This is a genomic window from Marivirga salinae, from assembly GCF_030503855.1.
Lineage (GTDB): Bacteria > Bacteroidota > Bacteroidia > Cytophagales > Cyclobacteriaceae > Marivirga > Marivirga salinarum.
In genome coordinates, this window is the sequence record NZ_CP129971.1 from 3,827,905 (window position 1) to 3,840,108 (window position 12,204).

At 34.2% G+C, this 12,204-nt stretch carries 11 protein-coding genes; 2 read left to right on the forward strand and 9 right to left on the reverse strand.

Annotated features, from left to right (window positions below; translation table 11 throughout):
• Positions 1-23 precede the first annotated feature (23 nt).
• Together QYS49_RS15935 and QYS49_RS15940 are read right to left on the reverse strand one after the other, a co-directional pair.
• Positions 24-1,823 (reverse strand): acyl-CoA dehydrogenase FadE, encoded by a 1,800-nt coding sequence (locus QYS49_RS15935; protein WP_308348717.1) that lies wholly within the window; start codon positions 1,821-1,823, stop codon positions 24-26.
• Positions 1,824-1,828: 5 nt separating this feature from the next.
• Positions 1,829-2,485: a transglutaminase-like domain-containing protein gene (locus QYS49_RS15940; RefSeq protein ID WP_308348718.1), complete on the reverse strand. Its 657-nt coding sequence runs from the start codon at positions 2,483-2,485 to the stop codon at positions 1,829-1,831.
• 122 nt (positions 2,486-2,607) lie between these two features.
• Here QYS49_RS15940 and QYS49_RS15945 point away from each other — a divergent pair, with 122 nt between their 5' ends.
• Entirely contained in the window at positions 2,608-3,234 is a 627-nt protein-coding gene (locus QYS49_RS15945) for a TetR/AcrR family transcriptional regulator (RefSeq protein ID WP_308348720.1), read from the forward strand.
• Positions 3,235-3,458: 224 nt separating this feature from the next.
• The gene (locus QYS49_RS15950; protein WP_308348721.1) at positions 3,459-4,844 is read left to right on the forward strand and encodes a hypothetical protein; all 1,386 of its coding nucleotides are present in this window, start codon (positions 3,459-3,461) and stop codon (positions 4,842-4,844) included.
• Between the two features lie 167 nt (positions 4,845-5,011).
• On the opposite strand, the gene QYS49_RS15955 is transcribed toward QYS49_RS15950, so the two are convergent.
• The 7 genes from QYS49_RS15955 to QYS49_RS15985 form a co-directional block, all read right to left on the reverse strand.
• Positions 5,012-7,186 (reverse strand): prolyl oligopeptidase family serine peptidase, encoded by a 2,175-nt coding sequence (locus QYS49_RS15955; protein WP_308348722.1) that lies wholly within the window; start codon positions 7,184-7,186, stop codon positions 5,012-5,014.
• A gap of 157 nt (positions 7,187-7,343) precedes the next feature.
• Positions 7,344-7,724 carry a nuclear transport factor 2 family protein gene (locus QYS49_RS15960; RefSeq protein ID WP_308348723.1) on the reverse strand — a complete coding sequence of 127 codons (381 nt, stop codon included), beginning with the start codon at positions 7,722-7,724 and terminating at the stop codon, positions 7,344-7,346.
• A 5-nt stretch (positions 7,725-7,729) separates the two neighbouring features.
• Positions 7,730-8,677 carry a ring-cleaving dioxygenase gene (locus QYS49_RS15965; RefSeq protein WP_308348724.1) on the reverse strand — a complete coding sequence of 316 codons (948 nt, stop codon included), beginning with the start codon at positions 8,675-8,677 and terminating at the stop codon, positions 7,730-7,732.
• A gap of 2 nt (positions 8,678-8,679) precedes the next feature.
• A complete protein-coding gene (locus QYS49_RS15970; RefSeq protein ID WP_308348726.1) occupies positions 8,680-9,327 on the reverse strand; it encodes an alpha/beta hydrolase in 648 nt (215 codons plus the stop codon).
• Between the two features lie 124 nt (positions 9,328-9,451).
• Positions 9,452-10,504, reverse strand: coding sequence for a maleylacetate reductase (locus QYS49_RS15975; RefSeq protein ID WP_308348728.1), 1,053 nt, complete (start codon positions 10,502-10,504; stop codon positions 9,452-9,454).
• A gap of 3 nt (positions 10,505-10,507) precedes the next feature.
• Positions 10,508-11,284: an IclR family transcriptional regulator domain-containing protein gene (locus QYS49_RS15980; protein WP_308348730.1), complete on the reverse strand. Its 777-nt coding sequence runs from the start codon at positions 11,282-11,284 to the stop codon at positions 10,508-10,510.
• 19 nt (positions 11,285-11,303) lie between these two features.
• Entirely contained in the window at positions 11,304-12,170 is an 867-nt protein-coding gene (locus QYS49_RS15985) for an intradiol ring-cleavage dioxygenase (protein ID WP_308348732.1), read from the reverse strand.
• Positions 12,171-12,204: the final 34 nt, after the last annotated feature.

Sequence of the window (12,204 nt, forward strand, 5' to 3'; positions counted from 1 at the left end):
TTAAACAACTGATGTTATCATGTCTAGAATTTATATTTCCCGTCCTCTATAAGCTTTTGGGCTACTCTCCTTCTTGTATCCTTCACATTAAAGGCTTCCATTTTAGTGAATCGCTTTAAAGCCATATTCATCATTTTTAATTCATCGCCTTCAGAAAAAGACCATAGGGCTTCTTCTGCTGAATTTTTGATACTCTTTACGGCTTCCATCATAAACAATTGACAGATATCAACTTGAGTAGCACTAGCTCCTTCCCCAAGTGTATCTTTTATTCTTTTGGTTTTCACCAATACTGATTCCAGCATATATATCTGAATCAACATATCCGCTACATTCATTAAAATCTCCTGCTCCTCCTTTAATTTCATCATTAGCTTTTGGGCTGCTGATCCTGCAATGATTAAAGTGATTTTCTTTAGATTTTCTAAGACCTGAGTACCTTGTTCTAAGGTGTCTTCATTCTTATTCGCTGAAAAATCAGGGATGCTGGTTAATTCTTTTTGAACAGCAGTGGCTGCATTCATTAAATCCAATTCGCCATTCATAGCTTTTTTCAGAAGTATATCCACTATCAACATGCGGTTGATTTCATTTGTACCTTCAAATATCCTACTGATTCTTGAATCACGATACAATCTTGCCATAGGAGCTTCTTCGGAAAAACCCATACCACCATAAATCTGCAAACCTTCATCAACTGTGAAATCTTGTGACTCTGTACCAAAAACTTTTATGATAGCACATTCAATTCCATAGGCTGTAACCGCTTTTGGTTTTGCCTCATCTAAAGACATTCCTGATTTCAAATATTCTTCTTCTTTTTGATCGATTAATTCACCTGTTCTGTAGGCAGCAGCTTGTAGCGCATAAGTTTTGACTACCATTTTAGCCAATTTCTGCTGAATGGCACCAAATGAGCTGATGGATTGACCAAATTGCTTACGGTCTTTAGCATATCCCACAGCATAATCAATTGCCTTTTTTGAAACCCCTAATCCACCTATTCCAAGTTTTATTCTGCCTGTGCTCAATACATTTAAAGCTATTTTAAAACCATCTCCTCTCTTTCCCAAAAGGTTTTCTTCAGGTACTTTTACATCATTCAAAAATACTTGTCGCGTTGAAGAAGCTCTAATCCCCATTTTATCTTCCTCTTCTCCTAAAGTCAACCCTGCATATCCTTTCTCCACTATAAACGCAGATAAATTTTGATCATCTTCGATCTTTGCAAAAACCGTAAACACATCTGCAATACCCGCATTCGTAATCCACATTTTCTGCCCAGTCAGATAATAAGCTTTTTCCGATTCATTATAAATCGCTTTGGTCTTTCCAGAATTAGCATCGGAGCCTGCATCAGGTTCTGTCAAGCAATAACATCCTTTTGACTTTCCAGAAATCATATCAGGGATATATTGTGCCTTTTGCTTTTCGTTTCCGTATAATAAAATTGGAGCAATTCCGATACTGGTTTGTACACCAATTGCTGGTGAAAACTCAGTAGTTTTCGCCATTTCCTCAATTACTCTCAGAGTGGTATTAAAACTCACTTCTATTCCTCCATAATTTTCAGAAACACCTAAGCCTAAAAGTCCTAAATCTCCAGCCTTATGTAATAAATCAATAGTTTGAGATAAATCCTTCTTCTTTTCTAATTCATCAGCTAATGGTAAAACTTCCTGTTCTACAAATTCTTTTGCAGAAGCTACCATCATATTTTGCTCTTCTGAAAAATCAGATTCTATAAAAATGCTTTCTGGGATCTTATTGATTAAAAATGAACCACCAGTTTGTGAAGGGATTTGTTTTTCTTTAGTTTCCATAGTTTTTATTTAATGTGTAATAGGTTTCTTTCTGAAATTTGAGATGCTAAATGCGGGTAATTCTTAATCAATTCGCTTATAAAAAATTCATATGGAATATCCTCAAAATGACCATATTGATGCAGATATTCCATGAATAAGCCTCCATTTTGGTCATACTCCTGAAAAACAGAATCACCATCAGGATTAAATTCCAAAGGAATGACATTTAGTTTTTCACAAAGCTCTTTATTGAAGACAGGTGTTACTTTAATCCATTTTCCATTGAGATATATCTCCGCATAACCATGAAAAACCAAGACATCTGTTTGAAGCACTGCTTCCAATTTTGCGGTACCTATATGATTTCTCACATTAGCAAAACCTAGTCGGGAAGGAATTCCAATAACTCGGCAAGCAGCTGCAAAAAGACAACTCTTTTCCACACAATAGCCATAATCCCTTGTCAACAAACTACTTGCCTTCATGGCTTCTTTCGAAAAATCCAATCTGTAGGGATCATATCGAAATCCATCACGAACAGCGTAATATAAGTGCTTTACCTTTTCCGTTTCATCATTCGTTCCGAGCGTTACATTTTTGGCAAATTCTTGAACTGCTTGATGGTCAGCATTTATAAACTCAGTTGATTTTAAATATATAGCTAGATTTTCGTTCTTCATTTTCAATATTTAGGCATTTATGCCTAACAAATGTAATAAAGAAATTCAGGAAATAGGCATTATTGCCTAATATTTAATTGAGGAAATAAAAATGCTTAATATTGTGTTAGATTTCCATCTATATGAAGACGAAAGAAAAGATACTAGAAACCGCTCGCTTATTGTTTAATTCCCAGGGAATTTCTGCTATTTCAAGTAAAGCTATAGCTGAAGAAATGGGAATTAGTTATGGGAACTTATGCTATCATTTCCCTAAAAAAGATGATATCATTCTGCAACTCTACCTCAATATGCAAAAAAATGTAGAGCAACAGTTTAAGAATATCAAAGAAGAAGTCATCAACTTAGAATTTATGTTAAGCAGGTTGAAAATTCTATTTGAGGAAATTTACAAGTATAAATTCATCTATTTGGGAATCACTAAAGTTGTCCGTCATTTTGACCACATCAAGAAACATGCTCAAGACCAATTTGATCAAAGGTGGAATATTTTAGATACCATTTCAGGATTTTTGATTGCCAATGGATATATGAAAGCTTTTAAAGATGACCGTCAAAAAGACATGCTAATTCATGCATTATTAATGGTAAGCAATTCATGGATTTCTGATGCTGAGGTATTCTACAAAGGGAAAGATGATGAAAAAATTGATTATTATATGCAGGTATTTTTTAATCTGGTAAGACCCACATTGACCGAAAAAGGGCTAGAAGGATTTAAGACAGTTTATGAGAAAAGTATTTCTTAATAATTAGTTTCAACATTAAATCAAATCCGCTTTACTTCACTTTAAATCAATGGCTTTAGATAATGCTATATGTGATCTTCATGTCAAGTCTTTTATAACTCTTGACCAACTATCAAATTAAGTAAAATTATTTAATTAATATATTTTAACTATTATTTTATATTAATTGTATTTAATTATAATATATTAGTAGGATTTTTTATTATACATATAAATATAAAACCATGAAAAAGGAAATCCTAAACCTCATTCTCATATTACTTCTGAGCTGTAATTTTATTATAGCAGCTGATAAATTACCTCCAAAAATATTATCTGATATAGAATTTACTAATGAACTAAGCACTATAAAAGGTAAAAAATACCAACAGCACAGATTATATGGCAAGAAACTAAATGTAGTAAATCCATCTTCTTACATCAGTGATCACAACAGAATATGGGATGAATTCAAAAAATTTGAAAAACAAATGCAAGATGGGCTGAATAAAAAGAAGACCATTGAAATTAAAGGAGAAACCCATATTTATTTTGGAGGGCTTCAGGCATATTATCTTGAATATGAGGGAATAAAAGATAATGAAGAAATATGGAGCTTATACTACTTTGCGCCAGACATGGTTGGGACAGATCATTATGAAAAATATCCGCCCAAAAAGATTTATGAAATCAGAATAGACACTAATGATAAATACGCTCATTTAACCAGACTTGATACTGAGGGATATTATCCAAATGGTAAAATAAACATGGCGGGTTGGGAAAAAATTAATGGCACCAAAATAGCATTAGTCGAAACCTATTCTCAAGCAGGGAAAACCACCAAATATCTGCAACATCAAAATGAAAATACAGCTGAAATCAAAATCGACTTTAATGAAGGTGAGAAAGAGATTGATATAGCGTTTAATAGAAAAACGGGTGCTGGGAAATATCGTCATCCAGAAGTTGAAGACGGAAAATGGCTTTGCTGGAATGGCGAAATGAGAGATGTTACTTGCGAAAATTTCAGCCAGTTAAGTGATTTTGATAACATCTTCAAAACAGAAAAACATCAGGAAACTCAAGCTGAGCTTCCTGAAGAAAAAACAGAAACGAATGCTGATAATTCAGCCAAAAGAATAATTGAGAATTCAAGACTTGGCTATACTATTTCAGTACCTGAAAACGCAAGTGTTAGCTATTATCCGCTAAATGACGGAGTAACTGGTAATCTTAAAGTTACGACAACTAGCATGAAAGAGGATGAGGAATGGACTGCCTTATTAGTCAATTCAAAAGAAGTTAAATTTATGAGTCTTACTGTATATATGATTCAGGAAGATAAGGAATTCACCTACGAGGAATTAAAACCAAAGTTTTCAAGGCTATATGGCATCAAAAATCCTAAAATCATTAATGAGCAGGACGATTTTGTCCTTGCAGGTTTAAAAGGTCATTTATTTGAATTGGAACAGGAGGACGGAAAAACTAAAAGGTATATGTTTCAACATTTAGATGGAAAAAAAAGAATATCTATTCAGTTTACCGTATATGAACAGTTGGGTAATATTAATGATTATGATACTGCTAAAGATTATTTAAAAAACATTCAAATCGTGAAAATGTAGTCTTTATCAATTCTATTAAATGTTAAAAGCCTGTAGTTTTTAAAAATTGGAATTGCAGGCTTTTTAATTTACATATTTGAAATATGAATACACCAATTATTATAAAACAGTCTCAATAAATTATTCTGAGGTAAATTCTGCAATGGATTATGAGTAATTTGGGATTCTTACCAAAATCTTAAACCTAATTGATCAAATAAAAAGTGCTCTACAAACATCATCTTATCAATATTTTCTTTGATGCTAATAGCTGCGCCATGCCCTGCCCCTCTTACGGTATATAATTGATAAAGAGAATTAGAAGAACCCTTTTCTTGCAGTGCAGCTAAAAACTTAAAGGAATGCAGAGGAGGTACACGGTCATCATTTTCTCCAGTTACCAATAAGAAGTTAGGATAATATTCTTCTTCCTTTATGTTATGAAGTGGAGAATACGATTTCAAATTTTGATATTCCTTTTCATTTTCAACTGAACCATATTCTTTTAGGTTTATCTGTTTACCCCCAGAAGTAAAGTATTCCTTTCTTAACATATCGTAAGGACCTGCTTCAGCAACAACTGCCTTAAATAAATTCGGTTTTTGAATAGCCGCAGCCGCTACTAACATTCCCCCATGAGAGGAACCCTTAGCTGCTATACTGCCTCTATTTGTATATTTTTCACCAATCAAATATTCCGCAGCAGCAATAAAATCATCAATAGCGGTTTGTTTATTTAAATTCCGACCTGCTAGTCCCCAATCTGCACCTTCTGCTCCACCGCCTCTAATATTTGGTACAGCATAAACTCCTCCATGTAATAACCATAATGCCATAGTTTTCCTATAATGTGGCTCTATAGTATTACCGTATCCACCATAACCATATAAAATTGTAGGATTATTTCCATTCAATTTCAAATCCTTTTTACAAGTGATATACATGGGCACTTCTGTTCCGTCTTTGGACTTAAATTTAACATAGCGCGTCTCAAAATCATCCGCATCAAATGGCACTTGAATTTTAACGATAGGCTTCATTGAAAAATCCTCTAACGACATTTGATACCAGATAGCGGGATGATAAAAAGAAGAAACACTAAACTGAACATATTGAGCATCTTTATTCCATTGTGAAAAATAATTTACTTTTTTTCCTTCTGGGAAATTAATCCTTTTAATCAACTCACCTTGCTTGTCAAAAATCAAAGCACTATAAATTCCATCTTTTCTATAAACAGCGCCAACATGATTTTTCCCTAAGGGATTCATAGTTCGCAAATCCATATCGTATTCAGGAATAAAACTTTTCAACTGATTTCTGGAATGAATGCTAGTTTTCATGATTTTACCGTTGGCAGCATCCAAATTGGTACGTATATAAGTTGTGTCACTTTCATCAATAGCTTCAACCTTAAAGAATGATTCCGAATCCTCAGGAAATAGAAGGAAGTTCTTCAATAAGAAAGAACTATTTAAATTGATTTTAGCTGTTGATAAAGCACTGTAAAATTCCCCTCGAATATTATAATAGTGATTTAACACTATATGCTCATCATCTAACAAGTAATATGAAAAAGACCTAGCTCCGCTGGCATCTGAATTTTGGTAAATAAATTTATCCTGACTTTGATTTGTACCTAATTCATGATAATAAAGCGCTTGCCCAACGGGAACGTCCAACAACTCTCTACCTTCTTTAGGTTGATCATATCGATCATAAAACACACCTCGTTTGTGCCAGGCAAAGTGAGAACCATTGCGAACATTTTTCAATGTATCAGGATATTTTTCTCCTGTTGCTAAATTGTAAAAATAACCTTCTCGCCAATCACTGCCACCCTTTGAAAGTAGTACTAAAGCTAAATCATGATCTTCTGAAGAAATTATACTAGTAACTTTATGAGGTGTTTCTCCATTATTATTAAAATCACTTATATCAACTAATTTTTTATAATTATGTCTACTATCCCTGATTTTGTAGAGAACATCAGCCGCATCATATTTTCGATTAAAATCATATCTAAACGTATATTTTGAGTGCAGTTCTGGCTCTTCTTCGTAATCTTCAGTGAATTCTGTTTTTTGTCCCCAATATAATTTCCCTACCTGCTCTTCAAGATGCCAATAATGCGTTTGCTTTCTTTTTTGCTTTTCTGAAAGTTTATTTTGCTCTTTCAACCATTCTACCAATCGAGGGTCGTCAGGATTTTCCATCCATTGATATGGATCTGCTATCTCCTCTCCGTGATAAACATCAACATGATCACTCTTGGGAGCATTCGGGTAATCATAAGTTTTTTGAGCAATTACCGAAATATAAATGAAAAAATAAAAGGCAAGAAATAATGTATAGCGTAACAATAGAATTATAGTTTTTCTGCGAAACTATATATAATTAGAAAGATATAAAACCATTTTGCATTTAATAATTAACAAAGAATTGAATTGAGCACTCCATTATAAAAGAATTTGGAATCAAAAAAATTATCTAAGATAATAATTAAATCCATAAAGCTGATCAATACATTTTATTCGGATTGGCAGACTTTTCCGGAATCTGTTGAATACTATCCCAATGCTCCACAATTTTCCCATTGTTATCGAAACGAAAGAAATCCATGGTTACATATTCAGCATCACCTTGCCAGATTTGATGAGTATGTAGGGCTACTAAATCATTTTCGGCAACAGTTCGGACAAATTTCACAGTTTTATTAGGATACTCTTTTTGCATCCTTTCAAAATACTGAATAAATCCCTGAGTTCCATTAGCTACAGCTGGGTTATGCTGAATATACTCCTCTCCCACGTATAAGTCAACAGCTTTGGAAGGATTGCCCTCAAAAGCTGTTTTGTAAAAGTCAATAGCATTTTCTTTATGCTGCTCTAAATTTTTCATCTGAATTATTTCTTATAATCAATTAAACCTGCTTCAATTTTGGCCCTGTGAGGTTCTTGCCAATCTGGTAATTTTAAAGAATTTCCTAATTCTTCATTAGTTTCATCTACCAAAAATCCTGGGCCTTCCGTAGCTACTTCAAATAATACACCTCCAGGAATTCGGAAGTAAATCGATTCAAAATATTTTCTATCTTTTACCTCAGTTACTTTTAAGCCTAACTCCTCAATTAAATAATCTCTGATTTTAAGCGAGTCTTCCAGTTTTTCAACTCTATGAGCAACATGATGAACCGTACCGATTCCATTCTTTCCTTTAGGTAAATCTCCTGCATCCATCACAACCAAGGAATTCCCTGCCCCACCAATACTGCTGTTCAACTGAACAAAATCTCCTTCTCTTGTAGTTTCCTCATAGCCAAATATTTTGAGAAAATTCAAAGTCTCATCAACCTCAGTAATGGCTAAAACCACATGGTGGATACCAATTATATTTTCTTTATCCGAAATATCTTCTGTTTTCCAAACAGGAGTTCTTTTGTCATCAGCATCTTCAATTATTGCCAAATTTAAACCTGAAGGGTCTTTAAATTGTAGTTTACCTTTTCCAAAGCTTTCAACTTTTGAAAAGTTTATTCCATTAGTTTCTAATCGCTTTTCCCAAAAATCCATGCTATTTCCAGGAGCTGAAAATACAGTTTCAAAAACTTGACCTGAACCAATTACCCCGTTTCTAACGCCCTGTCCTTTATAAGGAAAAGTAGTGAAAATGGTAGATGGAGCCCCTATTTCATTTCCATAATAAAAATGATATACATTTTCATTATCGAAATTTACAGTCTCTTTAATTAAGCGCTGCCCCAATAATTTGGTGTAAAAATCATAATCCTCCTGTGCATCATTAACCGTAGCGGTGATATGATGAAGTCCTTTGATTATTCCTTTAAAATTCATACTTAAATATTTTTAATTGATGTCAGCATTTCATTCACTTTCTGTATCTCATCCTCATTGATTATGTGATCCATTCCAGGATAAACTCTCTTGTCCACTTTTGCGCCCATAGGAGCTACCACTTCCTCTGATTCATGCAAACGATGCTCAGGAATGTGATGGTCTATATTGCTACAGCCAATAAAAATTTCAGTACCTTCAAAATCACCGCTATAATTACTTTTCTCAATATGTGGCCCAATTAAGCCTCCACTTAAAACTGCAATTCCTGCATATTTTTGGGCATTTCTAGTAGTATATTCTAAATTCAAACAGGCTCCTTGAGAGAATCCTAAAATAAAAATATTTTCATTGGCAATACCATGCTCATTCAAATGCTTTATAATAGAGGCTAAATTTTGAAGGGCCGAATCTAACCAAGGCTGGTTTTCGTCCCAATCTTCCATAAATCCTTTCGGATACCATGTATTATTTTTGGCAATAGGATAAATGATAGCGGTATGGCTAGGAATATTTAATTCTTGAGCTAAGCTTTTCATTTTATCTCCATTATCTCCTCTTCCATGGGTCATGATAATAGCACTTTTAGCATCTTTAAGCTTTGCACCACCATATTCAGTAATTTCAAATGAATGTAATGCTTCTGACATAATTTTTAATTTAATACAACAACAATATATGTATATACAACTAATTTCGCTTCAGAAAGTTGAGAAAAAGCACCAAATTATTTGTCCATTGAAAATTAGACTGTAGTAAATGTGTCAGCAATAATCAACCTTCCAAACTTCCTTCGTAGGCATGTAATAACATATCGACCAACTTAGCTTTTTCTAATGGTGCCACATTCTCATAAGGTTTTGCTAATACCGTTTCTACTGCTTTATCAATATTTTCTCTTTTGAAACCTATGCTTTTTAAATCGGATGGACCTCCTGCTTGAGCTGATAAATCTTGCAGTTTCTGGGCAGGCTGATAACCTAATACTTGTACAAAATCACTTTTGATCTCATCTGATAAATAATCCCACTGATAATTCAGTACAAAGGCTTGTAAAACGGTATGTACATAAGAATGCTCCAATTTAAAAGAACCACCCAATACATGAGCCATTTTGTGATGTAAGGACATACTAACTTCACATAAACATTTACCTGCTAAATAAGCGCCAAACTGTATATTGACATTGGCTTGCTCAGTTAATTTCTTTTCTTTAGCGACTTCTTCCAGTCCTAATTTGATTTTTTCTACGCCCAATAGTGCATGATGTCTTGTTATAGGATTACCGTTTGGAGCGTAGATGGCTTCCATTAGATGAGCCATAGCATTCATTCCACTGGTTACGGCCAGGCTTAATGGTAATCCGGCCGTTAAATTGGAATCATAAACTACCACTTTTGGCATTACATCCATAGATTTTCCAGTGGTTTTGCCTTCCTCTGTGCTAATTCCCCAGATGTTAGTTTGTTCAGAACCTGAGTAAGTTGTTGGAACAGCTACAATTGGCAATTGCGTTTCAAGGGCTAAAGCTTTGGCCAGCCCGATGGCTGACCCACCACCAAAAGCTAATAAAACATCAGGCTTTTCGCTTTTAAGTTTCACCATTGCTTTATCTACCAAATGCTGAGGTACATGCTGAATAATTTCATCAAAATAAAATAAATTGTTTTTCCCTACAGCATCAGCAACATGTTGAATATTCGTAGCCCAACGATCCTCACCAAATGCCATGATTTTTGAATAATTCTCTAAAACTTTTGGCAAATCTGATGTTTTTCCTTTTCCAAATATGACTTGATTTGGATATGATGTATAATTAAAATTCATAATTTATAATTTATGTAAAGCGTTTTCAATATGTGCGACCGTGCTTTTCAAATGTGGTAAATAGGTTTCTAAAATTTCATCCTTACTTACTCTGCTAGCATGCCCACTAATATTCAATGCAGCTATTATTTTTCCATTTTTATCTTTAACCGGACATGCAATTGACCTCACCCCTATTTCCAATTCTTGGTCGGCCAAAGCCCAACCTCTATCTCTCACCAGTTGTATTCGTTCTATTAATTTATCTTTTTCCGTAATCGTATTTTCTGTCAACTTTAGAAGTTGCAACCCATTAATAAATTCCTGCATTTCTTTATCAGGAAGACTGGCCAATAGTACTCGACCCATGGAGGTAGCATAAACCGGTAGGCGTGTACCTATTCCCAAAGAAATGGTCATGATTCTATTAGTCTGAACTCTAGCCACATATACAATATCATACCCATCCAAAACAGACATGGAGCATGACTCATTTACTTTCTCGGCTAAATCTTGTAAATAAGGTTTTGCTAATTCCTGATAAGGCAGAGCTGATAAATACGAATAGCCCAAAGTCAATACTTTCGGACTTAGGCTAAATTGTTTGCCATCTGCACATTGAACAAAACCTAAATATTGTAAAGTAAGCAGAATCCTTCGTGCGTTGGCTCGAGTTAATTCAACTTTCTTCGCTACCTCTGTTAAAGTCATTTGTGCATTATCTGCATCAAAAGCGCTGATTACTTTCAATCCTTTTTCAAGTGACTGTACAAAATCTGATTTTTTGATTGTTGGCTTCATGATGCAAATATGCAGAATATTAAGCTTTTCTAGCTAATTTAAAATCATATTCCACATCGTAAAAAGCACCTTCATAGCCCCATTTTTCTGCATCGGCCTTATTCTCATTTAGTGGAAAATCTAATATCAAGGATTCTTTCACCCCAAAAACTGCATCTGAATCTAAATATTCATCACCTTCCACAAAAATATGCGTAATTAAGGTCTGATAACCTTCAGCTTCTATCCAAAAATGAATATGTGCTGGACGCATAGGATGCCTACCGGATGCTCTTAATATTTCACCCACTGGGCCATCCGTTGGCACCGGATATGGAGAAGGCTTAATCGACTTAAACCAAAATTCACCAGTTTCATCAGTGGTGAAGATTCCTCTTAAATTCATTTCTGGCTGGCTAGAATCCTGAATATCATAAAATCCATCATCATTCGATTGCCATACATCTATTTTAGCATTTTTGATTGGTTTCCCATTTGGATCTAATATTTTTCCTCTAAATAAAGTAGGCTCTCCTGTTTCAACTTCTTTTCCTCTAGCGATATTATCTCCCATTTTCATTTGCAGGGCTGGCGCGTGAAATGGCCCTGTAACTGTCGTTTCCGTTGCATCTTGTTTGGTTCTATGATTAATTGCATCCACTAACATAGAAACTCCTAAAACATCTGAAAGCAAGATAAATTCTTGTCTTTTATCATCGCACTTCTTACCTGTGCGTGTCAAAAAATCTATTGCCTGAAACCATTCCTCTTCAGTTGGTTCCAAATCCTTAATAAAAGCATGTAAATGTTTAATAAGTTTAGTCAAGATTTCTTGACTTCTTTTATTATCGCTATTGATTCGTTTTAAAACGATCTCAGTAAGGTTTGCTTCGGTTAAATTTCTCATAGTGCTTTTTTTTATAAACAATATTTTTGTATAA

Coding starts and splice junctions, on each gene's coding strand:
- QYS49_RS15980 (WP_308348730.1), bottom strand. CDS start 11,284: ATGAAGCCAACAATCAAAAAATCAGATTTTGTACAGTCACTTGAAAAA.
- QYS49_RS15950 (WP_308348721.1), top strand. CDS start 3,459: ATGAAAAAGGAAATCCTAAACCTCATTCTCATATTACTTCTGAGCTGT.
- QYS49_RS15965 (WP_308348724.1), bottom strand. CDS start 8,677: ATGAATTTTAAAGGAATAATCAAAGGACTTCATCATATCACCGCTACG.
- QYS49_RS15945 (WP_308348720.1), top strand. CDS start 2,608: ATGAAGACGAAAGAAAAGATACTAGAAACCGCTCGCTTATTGTTTAAT.
- QYS49_RS15935 (WP_308348717.1), bottom strand. CDS start 1,823: ATGGAAACTAAAGAAAAACAAATCCCTTCACAAACTGGTGGTTCATTT.
- QYS49_RS15985 (WP_308348732.1), bottom strand. CDS start 12,170: ATGAGAAATTTAACCGAAGCAAACCTTACTGAGATCGTTTTAAAACGA.
- QYS49_RS15940 (WP_308348718.1), bottom strand. CDS start 2,485: ATGAAGAACGAAAATCTAGCTATATATTTAAAATCAACTGAGTTTATA.
- QYS49_RS15975 (WP_308348728.1), bottom strand. CDS start 10,504: ATGAATTTTAATTATACATCATATCCAAATCAAGTCATATTTGGAAAA.
- QYS49_RS15970 (WP_308348726.1), bottom strand. CDS start 9,327: ATGTCAGAAGCATTACATTCATTTGAAATTACTGAATATGGTGGTGCA.
- QYS49_RS15960 (WP_308348723.1), bottom strand. CDS start 7,724: ATGAAAAATTTAGAGCAGCATAAAGAAAATGCTATTGACTTTTACAAA.